Origin of the sequence: Alcanivorax sp., assembly GCF_002733835.1 — a bacterium.
Taxonomy (GTDB): Bacteria; Pseudomonadota; Gammaproteobacteria; order Pseudomonadales; family Alcanivoracaceae; genus Alcanivorax.
Map to the genome: position 1 here is coordinate 167,612 of NZ_NVWY01000003.1, position 25,123 is coordinate 192,734.

The 25,123-nt window shown below is 59.0% G+C and carries 25 protein-coding genes; 10 read left to right on the forward strand and 15 right to left on the reverse strand.

From position 1 onward, the window contains the following. Positions 1-118: 118 nt before the first annotated feature. The gene (locus COA55_RS03055; protein ID WP_290500592.1) at positions 119-2,020 is read right to left on the reverse strand and encodes an amidohydrolase; all 1,902 of its coding nucleotides are present in this window, start codon (positions 2,018-2,020) and stop codon (positions 119-121) included. 255 nt (positions 2,021-2,275) lie between these two features. Continuing rightward, on the reverse strand, positions 2,276-3,208 hold the full coding sequence (locus COA55_RS03060; protein ID WP_290500593.1) for a LysR family transcriptional regulator: 933 nt from the start codon (positions 3,206-3,208) through the stop codon (positions 2,276-2,278). 137 nt (positions 3,209-3,345) lie between these two features. Here COA55_RS03060 and COA55_RS03065 point away from each other — a divergent pair, with 137 nt between their 5' ends. From COA55_RS03065 to COA55_RS03075, 3 genes are all read left to right on the forward strand, one after another. Next, positions 3,346-4,185, forward strand: coding sequence for an SDR family oxidoreductase (locus COA55_RS03065; protein ID WP_290500594.1), 840 nt, complete (start codon positions 3,346-3,348; stop codon positions 4,183-4,185). Between the two features lie 3 nt (positions 4,186-4,188). After that, complete coding sequence (locus tag COA55_RS03070) at positions 4,189-4,866, forward strand: histidine phosphatase family protein (RefSeq protein WP_290500595.1); 678 nt, start codon at positions 4,189-4,191, stop codon at positions 4,864-4,866. Positions 4,867-5,089: 223 nt separating this feature from the next. After that, positions 5,090-5,842: an SDR family oxidoreductase gene (locus tag COA55_RS03075; RefSeq protein ID WP_155136326.1), complete on the forward strand. Its 753-nt coding sequence runs from the start codon at positions 5,090-5,092 to the stop codon at positions 5,840-5,842. Positions 5,843-5,981: 139 nt separating this feature from the next. Here COA55_RS03075 and COA55_RS03080 read toward each other — a convergent pair whose 3' ends face one another. The 6 genes from COA55_RS03080 to COA55_RS03105 all read right to left on the reverse strand — a co-directional run bounded on the left by COA55_RS03080 (position 5,982) and on the right by COA55_RS03105 (position 10,589). After that, on the reverse strand, positions 5,982-6,824 hold the full coding sequence (locus COA55_RS03080) for an MlaD family protein (protein WP_290500596.1): 843 nt from the start codon (positions 6,822-6,824) through the stop codon (positions 5,982-5,984). Then, on the reverse strand, positions 6,811-7,335 hold the full coding sequence (locus COA55_RS03085; RefSeq protein ID WP_063538823.1) for a paraquat-inducible protein A: 525 nt from the start codon (positions 7,333-7,335) through the stop codon (positions 6,811-6,813). Before COA55_RS03085 ends, COA55_RS03080 begins: the two co-directional genes overlap by 14 nt. Then, a complete protein-coding gene (locus COA55_RS03090; protein ID WP_290500598.1) occupies positions 7,325-7,939 on the reverse strand; it encodes a paraquat-inducible protein A in 615 nt (204 codons plus the stop codon). Before COA55_RS03090 ends, COA55_RS03085 begins: the two co-directional genes overlap by 11 nt. Before the next feature lie 278 nt (positions 7,940-8,217). Further along, positions 8,218-9,570 carry a DEAD/DEAH box helicase gene (locus COA55_RS03095; protein ID WP_290500599.1) on the reverse strand — a complete coding sequence of 451 codons (1,353 nt, stop codon included), beginning with the start codon at positions 9,568-9,570 and terminating at the stop codon, positions 8,218-8,220. A gap of 93 nt (positions 9,571-9,663) precedes the next feature. Then, positions 9,664-9,879, reverse strand: a complete 216-nt coding sequence (locus COA55_RS03100) for a DUF1653 domain-containing protein (protein ID WP_063521267.1) — start codon at positions 9,877-9,879, stop codon at positions 9,664-9,666. Next, the gene (locus COA55_RS03105) at positions 9,876-10,589 is read right to left on the reverse strand and encodes an alpha/beta fold hydrolase (RefSeq protein ID WP_063520401.1); all 714 of its coding nucleotides are present in this window, start codon (positions 10,587-10,589) and stop codon (positions 9,876-9,878) included. Before COA55_RS03105 ends, COA55_RS03100 begins: the two co-directional genes overlap by 4 nt. Positions 10,590-10,813: 224 nt before the next feature. On the opposite strand from COA55_RS03105, the gene COA55_RS03110 reads away from it, so the two are divergent. Further along, positions 10,814-11,380, forward strand: coding sequence for an ATP-dependent zinc protease (locus tag COA55_RS03110; RefSeq protein WP_290500601.1), 567 nt, complete (start codon positions 10,814-10,816; stop codon positions 11,378-11,380). 178 nt (positions 11,381-11,558) lie between these two features. On the opposite strand, the gene COA55_RS03115 is transcribed toward COA55_RS03110, so the two are convergent. Then, positions 11,559-12,455 (reverse strand): recombination-associated protein RdgC, encoded by an 897-nt coding sequence (locus COA55_RS03115; RefSeq protein WP_290500602.1) that lies wholly within the window; start codon positions 12,453-12,455, stop codon positions 11,559-11,561. A gap of 273 nt (positions 12,456-12,728) precedes the next feature. Here COA55_RS03115 and COA55_RS03120 point away from each other — a divergent pair, with 273 nt between their 5' ends. Together COA55_RS03120 and COA55_RS03125 are read left to right on the forward strand one after the other, a co-directional pair. Further along, positions 12,729-13,682: an aldo/keto reductase gene (locus COA55_RS03120; RefSeq protein ID WP_290500603.1), complete on the forward strand. Its 954-nt coding sequence runs from the start codon at positions 12,729-12,731 to the stop codon at positions 13,680-13,682. Between the two features lie 139 nt (positions 13,683-13,821). Continuing rightward, positions 13,822-14,712, forward strand: coding sequence for a haloalkane dehalogenase (locus COA55_RS03125; RefSeq protein WP_290500605.1), 891 nt, complete (start codon positions 13,822-13,824; stop codon positions 14,710-14,712). 95 nt (positions 14,713-14,807) lie between these two features. Here the strand turns inward: COA55_RS03125 and COA55_RS03130 are convergent, their stop codons facing one another. Together COA55_RS03130 and COA55_RS03135 are read right to left on the reverse strand one after the other, a co-directional pair. Next, on the reverse strand, positions 14,808-16,604 hold the full coding sequence (locus tag COA55_RS03130) for an N-acyl-D-glutamate amidohydrolase (RefSeq protein ID WP_290500607.1): 1,797 nt from the start codon (positions 16,602-16,604) through the stop codon (positions 14,808-14,810). Positions 16,605-16,742: 138 nt separating this feature from the next. Beyond that, positions 16,743-17,879 (reverse strand): diguanylate cyclase, encoded by a 1,137-nt coding sequence (locus COA55_RS03135; protein WP_290500608.1) that lies wholly within the window; start codon positions 17,877-17,879, stop codon positions 16,743-16,745. A 283-nt stretch (positions 17,880-18,162) separates the two neighbouring features. Here COA55_RS03135 and COA55_RS03140 point away from each other — a divergent pair, with 283 nt between their 5' ends. Beyond that, complete coding sequence (locus COA55_RS03140) at positions 18,163-18,978, forward strand: arylamine N-acetyltransferase (RefSeq protein ID WP_290500610.1); 816 nt, start codon at positions 18,163-18,165, stop codon at positions 18,976-18,978. 40 nt (positions 18,979-19,018) lie between these two features. Here COA55_RS03140 and COA55_RS03145 read toward each other — a convergent pair whose 3' ends face one another. Both COA55_RS03145 and COA55_RS03150 read right to left on the reverse strand, forming a co-directional pair. Then, positions 19,019-19,234 carry a VF530 family protein gene (locus COA55_RS03145; RefSeq protein WP_063521428.1) on the reverse strand — a complete coding sequence of 72 codons (216 nt, stop codon included), beginning with the start codon at positions 19,232-19,234 and terminating at the stop codon, positions 19,019-19,021. A 10-nt stretch (positions 19,235-19,244) separates the two neighbouring features. Further along, entirely contained in the window at positions 19,245-20,165 is a 921-nt protein-coding gene (locus COA55_RS03150) for a glutathione S-transferase family protein (RefSeq protein ID WP_290500611.1), read from the reverse strand. A 157-nt stretch (positions 20,166-20,322) separates the two neighbouring features. Between COA55_RS03150 and COA55_RS03155 the strand changes: the two genes are divergently transcribed. The 3 genes from COA55_RS03155 (at position 20,323) to COA55_RS03165 (ending at position 22,964) form a co-directional block, all read left to right on the forward strand. Then, positions 20,323-20,931: a TetR/AcrR family transcriptional regulator gene (locus COA55_RS03155; RefSeq protein WP_290500613.1), complete on the forward strand. Its 609-nt coding sequence runs from the start codon at positions 20,323-20,325 to the stop codon at positions 20,929-20,931. Between the two features lie 125 nt (positions 20,932-21,056). Continuing rightward, entirely contained in the window at positions 21,057-22,214 is a 1,158-nt protein-coding gene (locus COA55_RS03160) for an iron-containing alcohol dehydrogenase (RefSeq protein WP_290500614.1), read from the forward strand. A 75-nt stretch (positions 22,215-22,289) separates the two neighbouring features. Further along, positions 22,290-22,964 carry a type 1 glutamine amidotransferase domain-containing protein gene (locus COA55_RS03165; RefSeq protein ID WP_063521090.1) on the forward strand — a complete coding sequence of 225 codons (675 nt, stop codon included), beginning with the start codon at positions 22,290-22,292 and terminating at the stop codon, positions 22,962-22,964. Positions 22,965-23,001: 37 nt separating this feature from the next. On the opposite strand, the gene COA55_RS03170 is transcribed toward COA55_RS03165, so the two are convergent. Beyond that, positions 23,002-24,003, reverse strand: coding sequence for a cytochrome d ubiquinol oxidase subunit II (locus COA55_RS03170; protein WP_290500616.1), 1,002 nt, complete (start codon positions 24,001-24,003; stop codon positions 23,002-23,004). Then, positions 24,000-25,025, reverse strand: coding sequence for a cytochrome ubiquinol oxidase subunit I (locus COA55_RS03175; RefSeq protein ID WP_290500617.1), 1,026 nt, complete (start codon positions 25,023-25,025; stop codon positions 24,000-24,002). Before COA55_RS03175 ends, COA55_RS03170 begins: the two co-directional genes overlap by 4 nt. Positions 25,026-25,123: the final 98 nt, after the last annotated feature.

Below are 25,123 nucleotides of genomic sequence, written 5' to 3' on the forward strand. Positions count from 1 at the left end.
CAAACCACGCTTCAGGTAGGTCGTGTTCACCCAAGGGCACAGAGAGGCGTAGCCGTAACCCGACATTGCCCCCTGTAGGTTGGGTTAGGCCGAAGGCCGTAACCCAACATTGAGCAGCTCAGTGCTCGGTGCCGCTCAGCGCATGGAAGATGTGCTCTAGAGCCGGGCCGAAGCAGCCATCGGCACCGTAATGGCCATGACTTGCCGGCCATTGCGCCTGCGCCATGGACACGCCCAGCGGCGGCGCCACTAACGCAGTGGCCGCAGCGGCAGCCTCATCCTCGCTGCGCTGATAAATAGACTCCCCTTCCTTGATGGTTTCCAGCACGGTGAGTGAGTGCAGTGTTTGCGGCTCCACCGTCAGCGGGTTATCCGACAACACCACAAAATCCGCCAGCTTGCCCACTTCGATGGAGCCTTTGCTGGCTTCTTCAAAGTGCTGATAGGCGGACCAGAGCGTCATCGCTTTAAGCGCCGTCATCACGCTGACCTTTTGCGCTTCACCGAGCACCTTGCCAGTGCGGGTGGTGCGATTCACGGTGGCATCCAGCACCCGCATGGAATCGGGCAAGGCCACCGGCGCATCGTGATGGGTGGTAAAGCGCATGCCCGCTTCTTGCACCCAGCCAGTGGGTGAAATGTTTTCCGCCCGCTCCGGGCCGAGCACGGAATCGCGGTGCCAGTCACCCCAGTAGAAGGTGTGCATGGGGAACAGAGACGGGAAGATGCCCAGGGTTTTCAGTTCGGCAACCTGATCCTTGCGCAAGGTCTGGCCGTGGATCAGCACCGGGCGCACATCCACACCGGGCACCGCCGCTTCCGCTTTTTCCCAGCCCATGATCATCTGGTCGATGGCCCGGTCGCCATTGGCATGGGTCAGCGTTTGCCAGCCGTTTTCCAGGGCCTTGGTGTACACCTCTACCACCTTGCCATCCTTGACCACACCGTAGCCGGCATAGTCATCGGCCTTGCCGTGGGGCGGCTGGTAATAGGGCTCGGTCAGCCAGGCGGTTTTCCCCTGGGGGGAGCCGTCCAGGGTCAGCTTGATGCCACCGATGCGGAAATGATTATGGTACTGCGGTGTGCTGTCCACGTTGTGGTAGAACGGCGGCACCATCAATTCGTCCACGCCCTCGTTGAGGATATCCGGGTAGGAGACGATATCGGCTTTCAGCACGCCGGCCTGGGCGGCACCCATGGCCACCTTCACGTGCTGCGGCGAGCTGCGGCCATCCTGCAGGGTGGTGTAGCCAAAACGGGTGTACAGCCGCTCGCCTTCCTTGAGCATGGCCACGGCTTGCTCGCCGTTCATTTTCGGGAACAACTTTCCCAGTGCCATAAAGAAGGCATTTTCTTCCAGCAGGCCGGTGGGCTCGCCGGTTTTCGGGTCTTTAACGATGACACCGCCGGGCGGGTTGGGGCTGTCGGCGGTGATGCCGATTTTTTTCAGCGCGGCGCTGTTGAGCACACCGAAGTGGGCGCTCTGGTGCACGATCAATACCGGCGTATCGGCACTGACCTGATCCAGCTCTGCGCGACTGGGGTGACGCTGCTCTGCCAGCTGGGAATCGTCGTAACCGAAGCCATAAATAATGCCGAACTGCTTGTTCAGCTCCGACGTTTTGGCGAAGGCCTGCAAGGTATTAACCAGCTCCGGCACACTGCTGATGCCACCATCCGGCGGCGGCAACAGGTTCGCGCTCATGGCCTGAAAACCGACAAAGGACACATGGCCATGGGCATCCACAAAACCGGGCAGCAGCGTGTTGCCCTGCAGATCGTGCAGGGTGGTGCTGTCCCCCTGATAACGCAGCACCGTGTCTTTCTCGCCCACGGCCACAATGCGCCCATCGCGCACCGCAACGGCGCGGGCCTCGGGGGCGTTATCGTTAACGGTGATGACCGGGCCATTGAACCAGATGGCTTCGGCCGGAGGCGGCGGTGGCAGATCGGTCTGACACCCGAACAAGGCGGTTACTGCCAGAGCACCCGGCAGCCACTTGCTGATTGAATGTTTCATTACTCTCCCTTTTTCACTTCTTATCAGTTTTTCAAACGTTGTAGCGCCGTTTGACACTAGCAAGCCGGCAAGAGAAGCAATAAACGGAACCTTATGAAAATGTTTCAAAGCAGGAACAGCGTCGCGTTTACGGGCACCGCGCGGCTTTGTCGGATTACGCCTTTTAGGCTAATTCGACCTACCAAAAACTCCCTTTTAGGTAGGTCGTGTTTACCCAAGGGCACAGAGAGGCGTAGCCGTAACCCGACAAAGCACCTACAACGAAGGCGCGCTTAGCTCGATTTCGCTCTGCATGCCTTGCAACTGCGCCAGCACTTGCTGGCGCAACCAGCTGTGCGCCGGGTCAGCGCTCTGGTCACGGTGCCAGTAAAGGTGCATTTCCAGGCCGGGCAGTTCGCCGGGGAACGGCTTGAGCACCAGGCCCTGGCGCCGCAGCTGCCCGGCCAGGCTGGCGGGCATGGTGAGCAACAAGTCGGTTTGCTGCACGGTGCTGAGCGCCGCCTGATAATGCTGACACCGCAAGCGAATATGACGCCGGTAGCCCTGGCGGGCCAGGCCGAAATCTTCCAGCCCCGGCCCTTCGCGGCGGGACGATACCAGCACATGCTGGGCGGCCAGGTAGGCCGGCAGATCCATGCCTTCGGCCAGCGGGTGAGAATCGCGCATCATCACCACCAGCGGGCCGTGCAGCACCGCCTGGTGCTCAATGGCTTCCGGCAACGCCAGCATCACATCGCAGGCCAGGTCCAGCCGGCCGCTGGCCAGCTCGGTGGCCATTTGCCGGCGGCTCACGGTGAGCGACTGCAACTTCACCCCCGGCGCCTCATCCATGAACTGGCTCATCAGCGCCGGCAGCAACTGCCCTTCCAGACCATCACGCAGGCCCAGCACAAAGGTGCGCTCCGCTTCGCTGGCATCGAAACCGCCCTCTTCGCTCAGGCAACGCTGAAACCCGCCCAGCGCGTGGCGCACCGGGCTGACCATGGCCCGCGCCCTGGCCGTGGGCACCATGCGGCTGCCCTGACGGACAAACAGCGGGTCACCCAGGCGGTCGCGCAGGCGCCCCAGGGCGTGGCTGACCGCCGGTTGGGTGAGGTTGAGCACCTTGGCGGCGCGGGTCAGCGAGCCCTCGGTATAGATGGCATCGAAGACCACGAAAAGATTGAGATCGAAGCGCGAAACATGCATGGCGTTTATCATTGGTCATTGCGAGGATTCATTGGATTTATTGAAACGCCATCACTAGCATCGGTCAATGGATAAGACCCCTGATGCCGACTAATGCACAATCCGCGACCGAAATCACCATGACAACAGGACACACCATGAGTCAGACCCCGCAACGCATCCTGATTACCGGCGGCGCGTCCGGGCTGGGCCGCGCCATGGCCGAAGCCTGGCTGCGCGCGGGCGCCCGGGTGCTAATCGGTGACGTGAACCAGGAACGGGCTGCCGAAACCCTGGCCGCCCTCAAGGATCTGCCCGGCGAATTGCAGTTCCAGTATTTGGATGTGCGCGACGCCGCCAGCTTCAATAACTCCCGCGAATGGCTGGAGCAGAACTGGGGCGGGCTGGACGTGCTGGTCAACAACGCCGGGGTGGCCGGTGCTGCCCGCATCGACCGTGGCGACATGGCCGACTGGGACTGGATTTTCGATATCAACGTGAAAGGCGTGGTGCGCGGCTGCAAGGTATTCGTGCCGATGATGAAACGCCAGGGCCACGGGCATATCGTCAATATCGCCTCCCTGGCCGGGCTGCTGCATGCACCGGTGATGGGCAGCTATAACGTGACCAAGGCGGGCGTCATTTCCCTGTCGGAAACCCTGCGTTTCGAGCTGGCGCCCTATGGCATTCATACCACCGTGGTGTGCCCCGGTTTTTTCCGCACCAACCTGCACGAGTCCATGCGCACCCCGGAACCCGGCATGATCGAAACCGTGGACAAGCTGCTGTCCAGCGACGAGCTCACCGCCGACCAGATTGCTGAAATGATCAAACAGGCGGTGGCCAAACAACAGTTTTTCCTGCTGCCCCACAAGAGCGGCCGCCGCGCTTACTGGATCAAGCGCTTCCTGCCGTTTGTGTTCAACCGGATCATGCTGAAAGGCGCGGTGCGCCTGCAGCGCAAGCTGGAACAAAGCGAACAGAAAAAAGAGCACTGATTTATGCCGGTGATTTACCTTATTCGCCACGGACAGGCCAGTTTCGGCAAGGAAGATTACGACCAGCTTTCCGAACCGGGCTGGGAGCAAAGCCGTATTCTTGGCCGTGCCCTGCAGAACCAGTCGCTGGGTTTTCCCCGGGCCATCTGCGGCACCATGCGCCGCCACCGGGAAACGGCAGAGGCGACGCTGGGTGAACTGGGGCTGCCAAAAGAGTGGCACACCGACACCGGTTTTAATGAGTACAACCACGAAGAGCTGCTCGCCATGGACTGGCCCCTGGCCACCGACCGCCCGGCGCTCACCGCCTGGCTGGCGGAACAGGAACAACCGCGCAAGGTGTTCCAGGCCCGTTTTGAACAGGCCCTGCGTCGCTGGCAGCGCGGCGAAGGGGACTACAGTGAAACCTGGCCCGCGTTTCGCGAACGGGTACTGGCCAGCACCTATAGCCTGGGCAACAGCCTGAGCAGCGGCGACAGCGCCCTGGTGTTCACCTCCGGCGGCGCCATCAGCGTGATCATCCAACAGCTAATGGCACTGGATGCGGAAGCTCTGATCACCTATAACCGCAACCTGATCAACACCAGTGTGACCCGCGTGCTTGTGAACGCCGGCAAGCTGCGGCTAGTCTCGGTGAACGAGCATCTGCATCTGCCAAGCGAGCAGGTGACGTATCGATAGGCGCGACCTGATAACTTCAACATTTCTACGAAGCTGCTGTAGGAGCACCGCTTGAGGTGCGAACTGCGCGCCAGCGCGGAAATCGTCCGCAGGACGATCAGGAATATCAACGCTCGACAGGTTTCAGAAAACATCAGCGAGCGACACAAACGCTGTCGCCTCGCTTCGCGAGGTTCGCACCTCAAGAGGTGCTCCTACAGCAGCCATTAGCAAGGGGACAGTAATGCCGACACGCAAGAATATTCTAATCACCGGTGCCAGCTCCGGCCTTGGCGAAGGCATGGCGCGTCTGTTTGCCGCCATGGGTCGCAACCTGGCGTTGTGTGCCCGGCGCATGGATCGGCTGGAAACACTGAAGGCCGAACTGGAAGAAAAACACCCCGGCATCAAGGTGCTGATCAAGCCACTGGACGTGAACGACTACGATCAGGTGTTTGCGGTGTTTGATGCCTTCCGCACGGAACTGGCCGGCATCGACCGCATCATCATCAACGCCGGCATGGGCAAGGGCCAGCCCTTGGGCACCGGGTACTTCTACGCCAACCGCCAGACCGCCGAAACCAACTTCGTGGCGGCGCTGGCACAAACCGAAGCGGCCATGGAAATTTTCCGCGCCCAGAACAGCGGCCACCTGGTGATGATTTCTTCCATCAGCGCCATGCGCGGCATGAAGAAAAACCTCACCACCTATGCCGCCACCAAGGCCGGCGTGGCCATGCTGGCCGAAGGCCTGCAAGTGGAACTGCAGGATTCCCCGATCAAGGTCTCCACGATCTTCCCCGGTTTCATCCGTTCCGAGATTAACGAAAAAGTGAAAAACACCCCGTTCCTGGTGGACACCGAAACCGGCTGCAAGGCACTGGTGAAAGCCATCGAGAAAGAAAGCAAAAACGCCTCCGTTCCCGGCTGGCCCTGGGGGCCGCTGGGGTTTGCCATGCGGAATTTACCGTTAAAAATGGTCGGGAAAATAATGTAGGGCAGCAGCTCAAACCTGCGCCATCTATTAGGTCCCCTCTCCCTTGAGGGGAGAGGGAACCCTCCAGAAAGACCCTAGGGAAAACGATTAACACTTCAGCTTCGTCACAGTTCAAGCATGCCTAACACGCGTGCTGCGGCTATTTCCACTTCATGATCGGCGCCCATTCGCGCCAGTCGTCTTCCGGTTGTTTGTAGAGATCAAAGCGCTCCCCCGCTTTCGCCAGCGGGCCCGGCTCTGGCGGGGTCGCGAAGCTGATGCCGCCACGGAGTAAATTCTCCAGGGAGCTGGCCTGCACTTCTGCACCTTTAAACAAGCCGATGTCCACGGTGAGCCCGGAGCTGTTCCAGAAGCGGGTATTGCTGCGTACCAGCTTGGCGTATTTCGGTTCGATGATGGCCTGAATTTCCACAAAGCGGCCCCCTTCGCTCAGTTCGCTTTCACCGATGGTGCCCACCTGCAAATCACGATAATAAATCTTGCGGCCTTTTTTCAGGGAGCCCAGGTGATCGGCCACCAGGGTTATCTTCAAGCCCAGGTTCGGTTGTTGCTCTGGCGGTGTTTCCAGCCCATCGAATTCTTTTTTTGATTCTCCCCCACCGGGCTCCACGGCGATGTATTTGCCTGACACCAGCGTATCCAGATTGCGCGCCCCGGCGATGCCCAGCTCCGGCTCTACAATCCAGAAGCGGCTTTTCTCGCGAGCCAGTTTTTCCGCATCCCGATTCAGGCTGGCATGAACGGTCACGTGTTTCAGGTCATCACTGAGTACGATTTCATCCACACTGCCCACCGGCACACCCCGGTAGCGCAGGTCTACCCCCGGCTTGATGCCTGATCCATTTTCAAAGGTAATTTCTATTTGCACGTCACGCTGCAAAAGCTGGTCATACAGCAGCCAGCCGGCCACCAGCAAGCTAAGCAAGGGCACCAGCCAGATAGGCGAAGGCCAGCGGGAATGTTTCACTTCAGGCGTGTCCATGGTCCGCTCCGTCAGGGTCTTGAATCCAGAGTTGTTGGGGAGAAAAGGCGTGGGCGGACAACATGGTCAGCACCACGGCCAGGGCAAAGGCGATAATACCCGGCCCCGGCTCCACACGAGCCAGATTGCCGAATTCCACCACAGCGGCGAGCAGCGCCACCACGAAGACATCCAGCATGGACCAGCGACCAATCCAGTACACCAGCCGGTACGCCCGGGTACTGGTGAGTGGATTATTTTCGCGCGGTGCTCGCCAGTAGATCACCGCCAGCACCAGCACCTTGAACAGCGGCACCAACAGGCTGGCAACAAAAACAATGATGGCGATACCCGGCATGCCAGCTTCGAACAGTTGCCAGATGCCATCGGCAATGGTGCTGGCCTTGCCGCGCCCGGTTTCAGTAACCGCCATGATCGGCAGCACGTTGGCCGGTACTAACCAGACCATAGCGGCAATCAGTAATGACCAGGCCAAGGCACGCTGCTGCCTCGGGGGCGGATTAATCGCCATTGCGCGCCTCCAGTAACCGTTGCAACTGATCCGGTTGCGCCAGGGTTTCTACGATCAAACGCAAAAACACTGCCACCACCAGACAAAACAGACCAGGGCCGGGAGTCACGGTGGCCATGTCACCGAGTTTGGTCATGGCGATAAGAATGCCGAGCAGAAAAATATCCGTCATGGCCCATTCCCGGCTTTGCCGGTAAATCTTCATCCAGAAGGGATCCGGCTGCGCCGAGGGCGTATGACCACGGGCGGCCCACAGCAGGCGCCCTGCAGACAGCAAATTCAGCAGCGGCATGAAAACCAGGGTAAACAGCAGCAAGACCCCGACGGGAAAGTAAACGCCCTCCATGAGCCGCAGCACACAATCCAGCAGGCTGGCCTCACGGTCCAGGCCCAGGTTTTCCAGGCGCATCAACGGCAGGATCAGGGCCGGCAACCATAACACGGCCGTCGCCACGGTTAGTGCCAGCAGGGAATCAGGGCGCAACGTCCAGGCACCACTCAGCTGGGAATCACAACAGGGGCAGCGCCAGGCGCCTCGGGCGCGCCGAGAAGGCACGGCAAGCTGCGTGCCGCAATCCGGGCACAGCAGTGTATCAGCAGACATCGACTCCACCCCCTTCTGTTCCGGCACAGCCACCTCCTTGGAATAACCGTACCAGAATGACGGCAAAGGCGCCGAAAGAACGTGAAGGGGGCAGGAATTTTACGGAGTTTTAAAAGAGACGCTTCATGCGACGCGCTTCACGCAGCAACGCGATCAAGGCTTGTCGTTTTATAAACGTGAGAGGCCGCGCCCGGAATAAGGGCGCGGCCTCTCATCTATCAAAACCTGTACGGCTCCGCTTCGTGTTGTTGCCTGCAGCGTGTTGCGTGCAGCGTCTCTCAATCCAGTGGCCCGGGGGTCTTTTTCCGTTTCACTGTGGCAAAGCCACCCTTGGTGTCCTGCGTGGGCGGCTTGGCATTGCGTTTGGGTCTGGCGATTTTTTTCTTGGCACCGGGTTTCTTGATGCCTTTCTTGGCATCTGCCTTTTTCTTCATTTTTTTCTTTTTGTTGCCCGCGGCCTTGCCGTTGGACTTCAGGTTTTTCGGCCCCAGGAAGTTGCCACGCAGGGCCTCTACCAGACGATATTCAAAGTTCTGCCGCAGGTAGCGTTGAATGCCTGCCATCAGATTCCATTCATGGGCGGCGATCAGGGAAATGGCGGTGCCTTCACCACCTACCCGGCCGGTGCGACCAATACGGTGCACGTACTCGTCGCCGCTGCGGGGCATGTCGAAGTTGATCACCAGATCCAGGTTATCCACGTGAATGCCCCGGGCGGCCACGTCGGTGGCGACCAGCACTTTTACGGCACCAGACTTGAGGCGATCCATGGCCAGTTTGCGGTCTTTCTGATCTTTCTCGCCGTGCAGCACGAACACTTTCAGGTTGGAGGCCACCAGCACCCCGCCAAGGCGATCGGCCTGTTCGCGGGTATTGGTGAACACCACGGCTTTTTCATAGGTTTCGTTGGCCAGCAGCCATTGCACCAGCCGCTCTTTGTGCTTCACGTCATCGGCGGTGATGATCTGCTGGCTGACGGACTCGTTCAGGTCACGTACGGAATCAAGCACCAGCGATTTGGGATCACGAAGCACGCTGCTGATCATGTTTTCCATGGCGTTACCGCCCGTGGTGGCGGAGAACAGCAGGGTCTGCCGCTCGGCCCGGCATTCCGCGGCCAGGCGCAGCACATCGTCGTTGAAGCCCATGTCGAGCATGCGATCGGACTCATCCAGCACCAGCATTTCCAGGTCCTGCAGAAGCAGGTTGCCTGCGTCCAGATGTTCGATCAGGCGACCCGGGGTGCCAATCAGGATTTCCGGGTTCTTGCGCATTTTGGCGGCCTGCACCTTGAAGTCTTCACCGCCGGTCAACAGCTCTGCCTTGATAAAGGTGTAACGGCCCAGGGCCTCCACCTGCTTTAGAGTCTGCTGGGCCAGCTCGCGAGTGGGCAGCAGAATCAGGGCTCGGGTATCCGTGCGCGGACGGGAATACTGGAGCAGCTGATGCAGCATGGGCAGCAGGAACGCCGCCGTTTTACCGCTGCCGGTGCGGGCCACCACGCGTAAATCACGGCCTTCAAGCGCCGCCGGAATCGCTGCCGTCTGAACAGGGGTCGGGGTGGTAATTTCCAGCTCGCCAAGTGCCTTGATCAGGCGCTCGTGCAGGTTCAGGTCGGCAAACGAAGACATAACGGGCTAACTCCATGAATAAGGCCGCCATTGTAGCATCCAGTGGAGTTGAAAGTTCAAAGTTAACGGACGCCAAATGCTTAAAGCCTGACGCTAATCGCCTATCCTCGCGAAGCGGGGTTGCACCTTGCCTTCCCGATCCACGGTTTCGGTGAACATGGCCAGCGGGCGCACCCACAGGGCCTGATCACCGTAGAGCGGATGGTACACCACCACGGTTTCGCCAGTTTCGGAATGGGTGGCCAGGCCGATCACCTGGTATTCGTTGCCCTTGAAGTGCCGATAGCGGCCGGGCTGTAGTGCGCTCATGGCAGATCTCCCGGTAATGGGCTTCGCGCCAGGCGCTCGGCAATGACCGCCAGCACCTGGGGGTTCCAGGGCAGGCCCACGTGGGTGCCCTGCACTTCCACATTCTCTGTCAGCGGGCCTTCTTCTTCCTGGCTGCATTGCCAGGCCACGATACCGTCCTGCCGGGTGAAAATGGCGGTACAGGGCACCGGCGGCGCGGCGATGCGCTGGTTAAAGGCCTCCCGGTCCGCTGGCGGGCGGTTCGGGTTGAACAGATTGAAAAGCGTGGAGACGTTGTTGGCCTCCGGGTCGCCATTGATGGGGCTGCCCAGGGTAAACACCTGACTCACCTGATCGGGAAAGGCCCGCGCCAATTCCCGGGCAAACACCCCGCCCAGGCTCCAGCCCACCAGCGCCACCGGTTGCCCGTGGCGCGTGTTGATCGCCTGCAGATGGGTAACTAACAGGTTTTTACGTTTGCTGTTGATGCCCGTATTGGTGCCCTGGGCCCAGCCGTAAACGTTATACCCCAACCGGGACAAGGCCTTGCGCAGCGGTCGTGTGCTCACGTCACTGGCGCCAAAACCGGGCAAAACCAGCACCGGCTGCCCTTTCCCCGGCGGCAATTGCCGGTGCCCCAGCCCCCGCAACAGGTAGCGCCCATAGGCCCACGCGGCGCGGCTTTCACCCAGCAGCAGCTTGATTGATGGTGGTGCGATAATTGGTGTCATCTCTGGCCCTCCGGCCTTTTTCAGGCGCCTTGAGCAACGGCGCATTATGGAACAATGGTAACCTGTAAAAGAGGGGTCGGGATGGCTGGCTGGCGGCTGCTAGCAGCCAGAGAGTCAATGATTTGCCGGGGAACGGTCAGCGGCGATTACAGTCATACCCTGCCAACAGGGTGTTCCGGCACCCACCGTTTTACGCACAAGGCTTTCACGATCAAGGAGCGCCCATGAAAAAAGGACTCATCGCTTTCATTACTGCGTCACTGCTGAGCAGCACCGGCATGGCCATGGCGAAATCACCGGATAGCCCCAAGGTGTTTGGCTGGGTGGAAAAATCCACTTTGGTGCCCTGGGGTGTGGAATTGAAAACCAAGCTGGACAGCGGCGCGCTTACCTCTTCCCTCCATGCCACCGACGTAGAGGTGTTCGAAAAAGATGGTGAGGACTGGGTTCGCTTTACCGTGGATGTGGTGGACGAAGCCACCGGTAAAAAAGTGGAAAAAAACTTCGAGAAACCCCGTTACCGCAAGGTGCTGATTCGCGGTGCCGGCGGCACGGAACGTCGCCCGGTAGTGCTGATGAAAGTGTGCATGGGCAATACGGTGTACGAAGAGCAGTTCACCCTGAACGACCGCTCGGACATGATCTACCCGATCCTGCTGGGCCGCCGTACCATTTCCCACCTTGGTTATCTGGACGTGACCCAGACCTTCCAGCATTCACCGCAGTGCGACAAGAACTCACCGGTGAAGATGGACAAGGACCAGAAAGACGATGAAGACATTAATGACTAGCGCAAGATGCCTCACGCCTGACGCACCACGCAACAACGCGGGCTAACCCTCTTGGGACTTGAAAGACCGTGCCCGCGCAAAACCTTTAGCGCGGGTACGGCGTTACTGAACAAGATCACTTTCTTCGCATTCTTACGCGATGAGTGTTGCTTGATGCATGCAGCGTGATGCGTTTCTTTTAAACCTCAAAATAGCCGTACAGGCTATCCAGCGCTTCGCGCAGCACGGTGCCCTGCAAACTGATGCGCGCCTGCAGCTCTGCTACCGCATCGTCTGCATCCAGCGCATCAATATTTTCCTGCAACAGATCCAGCGGCTTGATGCGCTTGATCTCCAGCTTTTCATTGATATCCAGTTCCAGGGAATCCTGCCACGCCAGATTGATGCGGGTGGCGACCATGCCGGTTTCCAGGTGCGCGAGAATTTCTTCCTGGCCCAGATCCACGGCAGTGAACTTCACCGCAGCGCCTTCGTCCTTGACGCCCTTCAGTTCGCAGCGGTCACCCAGGGTGAAGCCTTCCGGCAACAGCTTGGTATCACGCAGCCAGTTACTGAAACTGGTGTAAGGAGCAGAATTCGGCGCCGGGTACGCCACCGGCAGGGAGCCGATGGCTTTACGCAGGCAGGCGATCACTTCTTCGCCGCGACTGGCGGAGGAAGAATCCACCATCACCCGCTTGCGCTCGGTATCGATCAACAGAGAAGTGCGGCGCGAGCGGGTAAATGCACGAGGCATCAACTCAAAGGTAATCTGCTCTTTCAGATCCGCCTTTTCTTTACGCCCCACCTTGCGACTTTCTTCCTGCTGGATGTGCTCCACTTTTTCATCCAGCAGTTCCTTGATCACCGGCCCGGGCAACAGGCGGGCGGTTTCCTGATAAGTGCAAAAAATAAACCCGTCCACCGCGTAGGCCATGGGGTCCTGCCCCTTGAGCGGCGGCACAAAGCCTTCGGTACGCTCGGTTTGCGAACCACAGGGCTGGCAGCGGTTCTGGTCCAGAATTTCATCCAGTTCGGCCACGGAACAGGGGAAGGCTTCTTCGCCCACAAAGACAGTCAGGTTCTTGATCCACATAGAATTTTCCAAAAGCAGGGGCAGTGAGAAAAGGCACTGCCGATAATGAGGGCGGCCAACGCCGGTCGGCCACAGTAGCGAAATGCCGAGGGCGGCTCAAGCAGGGAAACCGTTGGAGCCAGGAATCAGGAAAGCGACCGCCGCTGGAGAATCAAGCAAGGATTCGACAGGAACCCAACGCTGCCGGGGCAAGTCCCAGTAGTAGGATGGCAGATTGTTTCCCGTGTTGGCTTCCCCGCCAACCGGGACCCGCACGTTTTACAGGAGCAGACCATGAAAACGCTGACTTTCGATAATGGCGACACCCTGCCCATGCTGGGCCTGGGCACCTGGAAATCCGAACCCGGTGAGGTGTACAAGGCGGTGAAAAGCGCCATTGAAGCCGGTTACCGCCATATCGACTGTGCTCATATTTACGGTAACGAAGACGAAATTGGCAAGGCCCTGAACGATGTGTTCGCCGCCGGCACGGTAACCCGCGAAGAGCTGTGGATTACCTCCAAGCTGTGGAACAGTGATCATGCGCCGGAGGATGTGCAACCGGCACTGGAAACCACCCTGCGCAACCTGCAGCTGGAATACCTGGACCTTTACCTGATGCACTGGCCCGTGGCCCTGAAGCCCGGCGTGCCCTTCCCGAAATCCGCAGACGACATGGTGTCCCTCAAGGAGCTGCCGGTGGAAACCACCTGGGCGGCCATGGAAGCGCTGGTGGACAACAACCTGACCCGGCAGATCGGTGTATCGAATTTCAGCGTAAAAAAGCTGCAGGACCTGATCGGCAAGGCCCGCTACAAACCGGCCATGAACCAGATTGAATTGCACCCCTATCTGCAACAGAAGGAGATGCTGGCGTTCTGCCAACAGCAAGGTATCCACCTCACCGCTTATTCCCCGCTGGGTTCCTTCGATCGCCCCGCCGGCCTGAAAGCCGAGGACGAGCCGGTACTGCTGGAAGATCCGGTGATCCGCGAAATCGCTGACCACCACGGCGCCAGCCCGGCGCAAGTGCTGATCAGCTGGGCACTGCACCGCAACACCGTAGTGATCCCCAAATCGGTGAACCCGGAACGCCTGAAACAAAACCTGGCCGCCGCCGAGCTGTCACTCAGTGACGCAGACATGGACGCCATCGGCGCACTGGACAAGCACCGCCGCTACGTGGACGGCGGCTTCTGGGCGCAACCGGGCAGCGATTACACCCTGGCCAATCTTTGGGATGAGTAGTGCCGTACGCCAGGGCGACCAGGGGGTTACAAAGGTTCCCTAAACAAAACGCCGACTGTCCTGTAACGACATGGCCGATCCCGGCATCTACTGGTATTCCTTACCCATACCTCGATACCCGTACTGACAAGGATCGGCCATGGATTACCTGCGCACCCCGGATTCCCGCTTTGAACGCCTGCTCGACTACCCCTTCGAACCGAACTACGTGGATGTGGGCGGATTACGCATGCATTACGTGGATGAGGGGCCGACCGACGGCAAACCGGTGCTGATGCTGCACGGGGAGCCGTCCTGGTCCTACCTGTACCGACACATGATTCCCATCTGCGCCGCCGCCGGCCATCGCGTGATCGCCCCGGATCTGATCGGCTTCGGCAAATCCGACAAGCCCACCGACATCAATGCCTACAGTTACCAGAACCACATGGACTGGGTGAAATCGCTGCTCGACCAGCTGGATCTCACCGAGATCACCCTGGTCTGCCAGGATTGGGGATCACTGATCGGACTGCGCCTGGCCGCAGAAAACGAATCACGCTTTCGCGCCATTGTGGTGGGCAACGGCATGTTGCCCATCGGTGATCAATCGGTGCCGAAGGCCTTTCATCTGTGGAAGAATTTCGCCATCTACAGCCCGGTTTTTCCCATCGCCCGGATTATCGGCAGCGGCACTTTCAAGACATTAGGGCCAGATGAACGCCGGGCTTACGACGCGCCGTTCCCCAATAAAAAATTCAAGGCCGGCGCCAGAGCCTTTCCCAAACTGGTGCCAGTAAGCCCGCACGATCCGGCCAGCGACGCCAACCGGGCGGCCTGGAAAATTCTGGAGCAATGGCAAAAACCCTTCCTGACCACCTTCAGCAACGGCGACCCAATTACCCGTGGCGGGGACAAATACATGCAGGAGCGCGTTCCCGGCGCCCAGGGGCAGCCGCATCAAACATTGGTGGGCGGGCATTTCCTGCAAGAGGATTCCCCGGTGCAGTTTGCCCAGGCGGTGAACAGCTTGCTGAAAAAAATGGACTAGGCAAGGTTCTGCACGATCAGCTTGCCGGGCAGCCCTCAGACCGTTTGCCTGACGCAGGAAGCCGGATGCTTGACGAAAAAGCATCCGGCACCCAGTCAGGCGGTTTGCAGGCCGGACTCCACACGACTGGGGCGGGCCTGGACTTCCGTGCCCGGCAGGAACTGCCCGAAATCGCGCTCGTACCCCAGGTGCTCATCGAACCCCTGAACACGGTCATAGGCCACCCGGCCATTAATAATAGTCGCCGTCACGGCTTCATCGTTGCGCTTGACCAGACGGTTCAGGGAGGTGCCTTCCAGTGGAGCCCAGCTCACCTCGTCCAGCTCGTCGGTCAACCCTTCCGGATTCACGATCACCACATCCGCACGGGCTCCCACACGCAGGTGCCCCGCACGCAGGCCAAACCAGTCCGCCAGATCGGCGGTCACCGCATTCACTCCTTCCGCCACACTCATAAACGGCAAGCCGGCTTCGTCTGCATCGCGCACATATTTCAGTAACCGCAGCGGGAAGTTGTACTGGGCAATGGATTCCAGGTGCGCGCCGGAATCAGCAAAGCCCACATGGGTATACGGGCTCGCCAGCAGCTTGTGCATGATCTCCGGCCGGTGATTGCCGTAATTGGTTTTCCAGCGCAGCTCATTGCGATACTGCACCGCCAGATCGAAATAGGCATCCACCGCATCCTTGCCTTCAACCGCTCCGATTTCTTCAAAGTTTTTGCCAATTAACGACGTGTCCGGGCAATCCACCACCCAGCAGTCGCTAAAGTCTCTATGCCATAGCCCTTTGGTGAACAAGGCATTAACGTGCTTCTTGAACAGCTTGCGGAAAGCGGGCTCATCCACCTTCGCGTACATGGCCTCTTCATCCTTGTAGTCGCGCAGTAACTCGCCGGATGAAAATTCCTCGAACGCATTCACGTTCAAACCACTGAGGTGCAAGGTGAATGGCGCGGGCAGCGTCTGCCAGCGAAAATTCCCCCGCAGTACCCGGTTCGCCACAAAGCCGCTCAACCGGGTCACCACGTTCAACCAGGGGTTGGACTTGAGATCCAGCGCGGTGAGCATGGAGCACTTCATGGGGCGCCGGAAGAGCCCATGGGCCTGCCACAAGAAACGCAGCACATTCACTTTTTTCACCGCATCCGGCGCTCCCTGCATCACCGCATTACGGCGCCTCAGGATACGGAATAACCGTTTGAACTCCCCCCAGCGGGCATAGGTAGAGGGCAAGGGGCGAGACCAGGCGCGGTCGCCATCCACCTTGTCCAGCCGGGTGGTCATCAATGAAAGTCCGATACAACCTGCATCCAGGGCGTCTTCCAGCAAACACTCCATCTGTTGCAGTTCTTCTTCACTGGGTTTTTCCGGGGACGTCGCCCGCTCCAGGCCCATTACTGCCACACGGATATCGGAGTGCCCGACAAAGGACCCCACATTGGGACCCAGAGGCTGCCTGTCATAAAAGGCGCGATACCCGGCGGCATCGCGCCAGCTTTTTTTCTCTTCCAGAATCGGCAGCACCGCTTCCCGGGGCACCGCTTCCACCCGGGTGAATAGGTCCGAACAATCTTCCGGTTGGGCATTGATCATGCTGATGGAGCAGGAACCAATCAGCACCGAGGTGACACCGTGGCGCACCGATTCTTTTAATGACGGCGTGGCAATAACCTCGGCATCGTAATGGCTATGGGTTTCGATAAAGCCCGGCGTCACCCACTGTCCGGTGGCGTCATACACTCTTGGCGCAGCGTGTAACGGCAACGGCACGTCGCTGATGGTGACAACCCGCCCATCCCGGATTCCCAAATGACGAATCACCCCGTCCCGGCAACTGCCATCAAAGAACTGCCCATGGTTGATTACGATATCGTAGACGTATTGCTGCATGGTACTCCGCCGCGGTGTTGTTATTGGATAGAACGAAATAGTGCGCGCACTGGCGCCAGCGTGAAGAGCAACAATAGGGAAGACGGTGCAAAGACACCCGGCCAATGCGCGACAGGAAATGGTTAATCAGGGACAGGTTCAGGCCGTTGCGCTGGTGACTGCCGACCAGAATTCCACCCGGTTGCGGCCCCTTTGCTTGGCCTGGTACAGGGCTTCGTCCGCTTGGGACACCAGCTGGGATGCCGTTGCCTCCATGCCCGGAGCAGCAACCACCACGCCAAAGCTGGCACTGACTGTCAGCGCAGTGCCATCGTCCAGAACGATGGGAGTGTCGTACAGTGCCGCGCGACAGCGCTCCACCACATTTTTCGCACCCATTCGGCCGGTAGCGGGCAACACCAACACAAACTCTTCGCCACCAATGCGACCGATGCGGTCGGTTTCCCGCAGGGTCTGACGCAGCCGCTCCGCCACCCGCACCAGTACGGTATCCCCCGCAGCATGGCCATGGCGGTCATTGATCTGTTTGAAGTGATCCAGGTCCAGCACACACACCGACAAGTCTTCCCCGGCGCGACGGGCCCGGGCAATTTCATGGGCAAACTGATCAAACAGGGCACGCCGGTTTGCCAGCCCGGTGAGCGGATCCTGCACCGCCATGGCCCTCACCTGGGCTTCACGGTGCACCCAGCGGCGCAGCAGCAGGGACACCAACGTCAGTACCGCCGTCACGAAAGGCACCGAAAAAGCCACGGTGCTGGCAATCCAGTAATAGGACAGGGAATCCTTGGCGGTGGGGTCGGCACGGAAATACAACGCGTAAATGTCATAACCGCTGGCCGACAACCAGGCCAGTAACAACACCATCACGGTACTCACGGTGAAGCCCCAGACCACCGGCCGGAAGCCAAACAAGATAAACCCCACCAGAGGCGAACCGAGCAGCACCATTCCCGTGATCGGGCTATACAGCCCTAACATCAGCCCCACCAGCAAAAAGCTGAACCCGAAAAACTGCACAAAGCAGTGCACAAAAAACCGGGACTGGCGCCGTTTTTTACGCAACACGGCGGCCCAGGCAATCATCACCAGATAGCCGCTCACATTGAACAACAACACCCCGGTAAACTGCCTGGCCCCAGCGGGGGAAATATATTGCGCACCGAAGTCAGTGAAGAACGCGGTAACCAGATGCCAGGCCAGATAGAAAAGCATGTAGACAGACAGCAACACCGACAGCAACAGGCATTTTTCGCTGTCACTCCAGTCGAGCAATCGGTAAATCGCCGGTGATCTCGAAGCGGCTTTTCGCATAAGCAACCGTGACCCAGTCCACACTCTTTCCGGAATTATGTCATTCAGGGAGCCGCCGCGGAGCCAGCGTAAACTACGTTGGGGCAGCCATTGCTACCAATGGTCGGAAAGCGGCGATAATGTGAGCACCGATATCGCACACGAAACGTTATCGCGGGAGTGCTGGGTATGCATTTCCCCCTTTACCTCAACCTCGGTTGAGGCCGTACCCTCCCCCTTCCTGTTGACGAACCCGGAGTCTGCCATGCCCCTTGACCTGGATGCCTACTGCCAACGCGTTGGTTATACCGGTGAACGCACGCCTACCCTGGCCACGCTGCGCGCCCTGCAACAGTGCCACCTGCTGCATATTGCCTTTGAAAACCTGAACCCTCTACTGGGCAAGCCGGTGCCGCTGGATCTGACCAGCCTGGAACGCAAGCTGGTGCATCAGGGGCGGGGAGGCTACTGCTTTGAGAACAACCTGTTATTCATGGCGGTGCTTACAGAGCTGGGCTTCACCGTGCGCGGGATTACCGCCCGGGTCTACTGGAACCAGCCGGAGGACGCGCAGCCACCACGCTCACATATGTTGTTGCTGGTAACCATCGAGGATGAGGACTACCTGAGCGACGTGGGGTTTGGCGGGATGACACCGACAGCGCCATTAAGGCTGCACAGCCGGGCAGCCCAAAGCACTCCGCTGGAGCATTTTCGTGTGCTTCCCGAGAACAATCATTACCGCATTGAGGTACAGCTGGGCAGCGCTTGGCGGCTGCTGTACCGGTTCGACCTGATGACGCAATGGCCCATCGATTTCGACATGGCCAACTGGTACGTGGCCTGCCACCCGGCGTCCAAATTCGTCAATAACCTGATTGCCGTGCGCACCGACATGGATCGCCGGCACACTCTCTTGAACGGCCTCTATACGATTCGCTACCCGGACGGGCGCAGTGACAAGCAAAACATTACCGACCCACAGGCGATGACTCGCCTGTTAGCCGATACCTTTCAGATTAATCTGCAAGGGCTGGAGCAAGACCTGCAAGTTGCGCTGACCGATAAGGCTTTGCTTTAACCGATGCCTTACTCTCATGGCAGCTTAAATTGGATGCAATTCATTCGGAGAAGGTATCGATGAATAAGGCTTCCACTTTCTCTCTGGCCCAGGGCGTTTTGCGCAGGAACTTCAGGCTGGATTTCACTGACGGATCGCTGATAAAGCAATTGATGCGGATGCGGTCTCCCAGTTCCTCCCAGCCGTAATGCTCAACCAGTTGCGTCACCACTGTTTCCAGGGTGACGCCATGCAACGGATTATTCGGTTGGCTCATTATGTTCCCGTCAGTCTACTTTGGAAAAAACAAACCCGTCGCGGGGAAAATGCACCTGAATCTGCCCCACCACAGGATCATCGCGACGCACCACCAGCGTACTGGCATCGCAATAACACAACTCCCCGAACACCGGTTCACGGCCATAGTCTGACGGTGCGACTCGCACCGGCTGCCCCAACAATGGCTCTTGCTCAACCTGGGCAGGCAAGTCGCGAGGGGCCGCCTGTCGAGCAATCTCCAGTGCGTCGTCCGCACTGATATCCTTGCGCGTGCCCTGCCCGAAGGCCTGCATGCGATTCATCCAGGCATCCACTTTCGGGTGGCTGGCCGCAATGTTTCGCCCGGCCAGGTCACGGCGGAACCACAAGCTGTGGTACGCGGAAAAATCACCGGCATTGGGGGCATCGCCAAACAGGAAGTCCTGCGTCAGCAGGGTTTCCATATGATCCAGATGCGCGGCCACCTTGCGACGCATTACGCGGGGACTCTCGGCTTTCACTTTCGACTTGCTGCCCATCTTGATCCGGTCCAGCAACAGGCGCCCCAGGTCCAGCAGCGACGACTCTTTCAGCACCCGGCGCAACAGGGTGATATTCCCTGCCGTCACAATTGAAGCCAGGAAAATCTGCAAGTCCACTTCACTAACAAAGGCCTGCACCTCTTCACTGCAATTCTCCACCACCAGCTCAGGCTTGTTTGCCAACCGGGCGATTTCTCGGCTGAGGGTGCGGGTATCACAAAAGACATCCGCGCCAATCTGCGCCACCGGGATTTTCCGGTAGCCACTGGCCAGCGGTGCCAACTTGGGGCGCGGTGGCATTTCCGCCACGGTGACCGACTGCCATTGCAAGCCGGCATAACCCAGCATGGCACGCGCTTTCTCGGAAAACGGGGACAGCGTGTAGTGGTGCAGAATCAGTTCTGACATCTAGGCATCCTGAATGAAGTGGTCGGTGTGGCGGCAAGCCTCATATCCCCGCACGACAAGGTCAAGCATCCATTGCTGCGCCTCTGCGTTGGCAACTGGCAATATTTATAACTTCGGAACTAGACGACCGGTCTAATTAGCTGTTAAAGTGCCGCCCATGAATACGCAAACCGCCATCAATCAGCCAGATAAACACCGCGACACCCGCCAGCACCTGCTGGATACGGGCCGTGACATTCTGGCTGCCCGCGGTTTCAGCTCCGTCGGCTTGAGCGCCATCCTGCAAGCCGCCGGCGTGCCGAAAGGCTCGTTTTACCACTACTTTCAGTCCAAAGAGCAATTTGGCCAGGCGTTGCTGGAAGATTATTTTGCCAGCTACGTGCAAGACCTGGACGCCCGCTTCACCGATGACGGTACCCCGGCCATCAGCCGGCTGATGCGGTACTGGCAGGATTGGCAGGAAAACTACTGCGGCCCCGCCGGCCTGCGCGATTGCCTGGTGGTCAAACTGAGCGCCGAAGTGGCCGACCTGTCCGAAGCCATGCGCATCACCCTGCGCGATGGCACCGAGCAAGTCATGGCGCGCATTGCCAACTGCATTGACGCCGCCATTGCCGATGGCTCCCTGCATCCGCAGCCAGCCCAGCAGACCGCCGGCAACCTCTACCAGCTATGGCTGGGCGCCAGCCTGCTGACCAAGCTGCACCGCAATGCGCAGCCCATGAATCAGGCCATGACGCTGACCCATAACATGCTCGCACGCTGACACAACCACACTGAACACAACCGTGCCCGCTATTGAGCGGGCTTTTTTAGCCATCAGCAATAGACGACCGGTCTATTTAAAGACTTTCAAGCGAATCAAGCGCCATCAATCAAGGATACCGCACCATGAACAACTTCGATTTCTACAACCCCACCCGCATTGCCTTCGGCGAAGGGAAAATTGCCGCTCTCGACACCCTGGTTCCCGCCGACGCCAAGGTCCTGATTCTTTTTGGTGGCGAGAGCGCTCGCCGCACTGGCACCCTGGATGAGGTGGAAGCCGCATTGGGCGACCGCCAGGTGCAGCTGTTTGGTGGCATTGAACCCAATCCGAGTTTTGAAACCCTGATGGAAGCCGTCAGCGTGGTGCAGCGCGACGGCATCGATTACCTGCTGGCAGTGGGTGGCGGATCCGTTATCGACGGCACCAAGTTTGTCGCGGCGGCCTCCGTATTCGTCGGCGACGCCTGGGACATCCTGCTCAAGGGCGGCACCAATATTCACCGTGCACTGCCATTCGGCTCGGTCCTGACCTTGCCCGCCACCGGCTCGGAAATGAACAAGGGCGCCGTGGTCACACGCAAGTCCCTGCAAGCCAAGTTGCCGTTCCACAGCGAGCATGTGTTCCCGCAATTTTCCGTGCTGGACCCCAGCAAAAGCTTCACCCTGCCCCCTAGGCAGGTTGCAAATGGTGTGGTTGATGCCTTTGTGCATATCGTCGAGCAATATCTCACCTACCCGGCCAATGCACCGGTACAGGACCGATTCGCCGAAGGCCTGCTGCAAACCCTGATCGAGATTGGCCCACAGGCCCTGAGCGATCCGGAAAATTATGATGTGCGTGCCAACCTGATGTGGGTCGCCACACTGGCTCTCAATGGTCTGATTGGTGCCGGCGTTCCCCAGGACTGGGCCACCCATATGCTGGGCCATGAACTCACTGCCCTGCATGGCCTGGACCATGCGCAGACCCTGGCCATTGTGCTGCCGGCCATGCTCGCCGAACGCAAGGACGCCAAGCACGACAAGCTGGTGCAGTACGCACAACGGGTCTGGTCCATCCATGAAGGTAGCGAAGCAGACCAGGCCAAGGCAGCGATTGAAAAAACCCGTGCTTTCTTTGAAAGCCTGGGCGTAAAGACCCGTCTCGGGGATTACCAATTGACGGAAGAACACATCGAACCGTTGATCAAGAGCCTTGAGGAACACGGCATGACCGCGCTGGGGGAGCACAACGACGTCACCCCCGACGTATGTCGGCGAGTGCTGCACGCCAGCCTTTAACCACCCCACTCTTGCGCAACCCCACCCCGATTTCGGGGTGGGGGGGCACTGAAATGAAACCAAAGGAGAGCAACCATGAATATTCTGATGATTCTCACCTCCCACGACCAACTGGGCGACACTGGCCACAAGACCGGTTTCTGGCTGGAAGAATTTGCCGCGCCTTACTATGTTTTCCAGGACGCGGGCGCACAGATCACCCTCGCCTCCCCCAAAGGCGGCCAGCCGCCGCTGGATCCCAAAAGCGACTCACCGGAAGCACAAACCGCTGCCACCGATCGCTTCAATAAAGATGACGGTGCCAAAGCAGCTCTCGCCAACACCCGGCCCCTGGCCGAGGTGGATATCGAGGCGTTTGATGCTGTCTTCTATCCCGGCGGCCATGGCCCGCTTTGGGACCTGGCCGAGGATGCCCACTCCATTGCCCTGATTGAAGCCTTCAACAACAGCGGCAAACCCATCGGCGCTGTCTGCCACGCCCCTGCCGTATTTCGCCACACTCGCCATAAGGGCGAGCCGCTGGTGAAAGGCCGTGCCGTCACCGGCTTCACCAATGGCGAGGAAGACGGAGTGCAGCTCACCGATATCGTTCCCTTTCTGGTCGAAGACATGCTCAAGGCCAATGGTGGTATCTATGAAAAAGGCGATGACTGGGCCAGCCATGTAGTCACCGATGGCAATTTGGTGACGGGACAAAACCCTGCCTCCTCAGAAGCAGGGGCAAGAGCCTTACTGAAACTGCTGGCGTAACGGCACCATAATAAAGGGCGCCAACAGGCGCCCTTTATTATTCATAACTCAGGTCTGTGGCTTTACCACGGAAGACCCGGTAGATAAAAAACGTATAGCCAAGAATCATTGGTAGCGTAATCACTGTTCCCCAGAACGTGAATAACAACGATTCCGTCGATGATGCCGCATCCCAGATCGATAGCCGCCCCAGAACGATATCCGGGAACAGGCTGTAAGCCAGCCCGATACTCGCCAGCACGCACATCACAATCAGTGCCAGAAACGCCAGCCAGCCATAGCCGTTGTGCAGAATCCGGTTGCTGTTAAACACCCAGATCAACCCGGCATACGCCAGCGCAGTGGCAATGGGAATAGGCATCAGGCCAATGGCGTTGGGCAGGGTGAACCATTTCTCCGCAATCGTGGCGCTGACCAGCGGCGTGGCAATGGAGATCAGCAACAGGAATGCCCCCATGGGCAAGACCGCCAGGCGCCCCCAGCGTACCGCCTTGTTGAACAACGCGCCTTCGGTCTTGATCAGCAACCAGGCGGCACCCAGCATGATGTAGAGCGCCGGCAGCGCCAGCGCAATCAAAATGGCGAACAAGGTGCTGGTGGCGTCCCCGGTGAGGCCCGTCACAAAGGCGCCCAGCATCCAGCCCTGGGAGACCGAGGCGATCAGCGACCCCACTGAAAACAGCGCATTCCATTTGGCCTTGTGCTTGTCGCCTGCCTTGACCCGAAAATCGAATGACACGCCGCGCAGTATCAGCCCCATGAGCATCAGCGTCACGGGCAGATAGAGCGAGGTCAGTACCAGCCCATGGGCCTGGGGAAAAGCAATCAGCAAGATGCCCACGCCCAGTACGATCCAGGTTTCATTGGCATCCCAGAACGGGCCGATGGCGGCCACCATCACATCCTTTTCTTTCTCATCGGCAAAGGGCAGCAGCAAACCGATGCCCAAGTCATAGCCATCCAGCACCACATAAATCAGCAGCGCCAGCCCCATGGCGCCGGCAAAGAACAGCGGAAGCCAATATCCCAGATCCATCATGCCTCTCCTTGTGCGGGTTCATCGTCGGCCTGTTCCGCCTTCATGGCCCGTTGCTGTGGCGTCAGTGTCAGCGAGCGCGCGGGTTTGGTCGCCATGTACCGCAGCGCCGCAATGTAGGACACCAGCAAAAACGCATAGAGCAATACGTAACCGAACAGCGTCCCCATGAGCGTCGCACTACTGTGATCCGCCACCACCTCGGAGGTACGCAACAGGCCGCTGACAATCCAGGGTTGGCGACCGATCTCGGTCACATACCAGCCGGCCAACACCGCAACCCAGCCCGAGAAAGTCATCACTGACAGGGCTCGCAGCAACCAGAGCTGGCTATCCCGGTTCTCATCACGCCGCCGGAACAATCGCCATGCCGCCCACCAGCCGACCATGACCATCAGCATGCCCACGCCCACCATGATCCGGAACGACCAGAAGACTGGCGCCACAGGCGGAATATCGTCACCGAATTCATTGAGGCCCTGAATTTCTCCGTTCCAGTCATGGGTCAGGATCAGGCTGGCCCCATGGGGAATGGTGATGGCCATATGGTTGGTTTTTGCTTCTTCGTCCGGGAAACCAAACAACGTCAGGGGTGCACCTTTTTCGGTTTCCCAGATGCCTTCCATGGCAGCAATCTTGGCCGGCTGGTGCTCCAGAGTATTCAATCCGTGCAAGTCACCAATCCAGACCTGAAGAGGGGCGAGCACCGCCGCCATCAACGCCCCCGTGCGCATGACTTTCCAGGTCGCCGGGCCGTCCACTTGGCGCATGGCCCGCCAGGCACTTACCCCCATAATCAGGAATGCCGCAGTCAACAACGACGCATTCAGCATGTGAGCCAGCCGATAGGGGAAAGACGGGTTGAAGATCGCCTCCCACCAACTGTCCACAAAGAACACGCCATCTTCCAGGCGGAACCCGGTGGGTGTCTGCATCCAGGAGTTGAGGCTGAGAATCCAGAAGGCCGAGAAACTGGTGCCCACGGCCACCAGCGCACAAGACACCAGATGAAGGCGGTTAGACACCCACTGCTGTCCCACAGTTTGGGATAAATGAAAAAGCCTGAACCAATCTGATTACAATGTATCTGCGAAGAAAACGTTGTCATCAGGGAGGTTCAGGC